The sequence below is a fragment of the Rhizobium redzepovicii genome (assembly GCF_019793435.1).
Lineage (GTDB): Bacteria > Pseudomonadota > Alphaproteobacteria > Rhizobiales > Rhizobiaceae > Rhizobium > Rhizobium redzepovicii.
On sequence record NZ_JAILYH010000113.1, the window covers coordinates 1 to 270 of the forward strand.

Annotated in this window: 1 pseudogene; it reads left to right on the plus strand. The window is 62.6% G+C overall.

The window, feature by feature from the left end:
- Positions 1–263 (plus strand): annotated as a pseudogene (locus tag K6N12_RS35205) (sugar ABC transporter substrate-binding protein); the annotation flags it as partial.
- Positions 264–270: the final 7 nt, after the last annotated feature.

Sequence of the window (270 nt, forward strand, 5' to 3'; positions counted from 1 at the left end):
ATGCGGACTACCAGAAGGCGGCGTCGTTTGCCAAGATGACGCTCGACTCGATCGAGGCGGCCGATCCGACCAAGCCGACCGTCAAGCCGGTCCCCTATGTCGGCGTCCAGTTCGTGGCGATCCCGGAGTTCCAGGGCATCGGCACGGCGGTGGGTCAGCAGTTCTCGGCAGCCCTTGCCGGCCAGATTTCGGTCGATCAGGCGTTGAAGAGCGCCCAGCAGCTGGCAACCCGGGAAATGACCAAAGCCGGCTACATCAAATAACAACCTC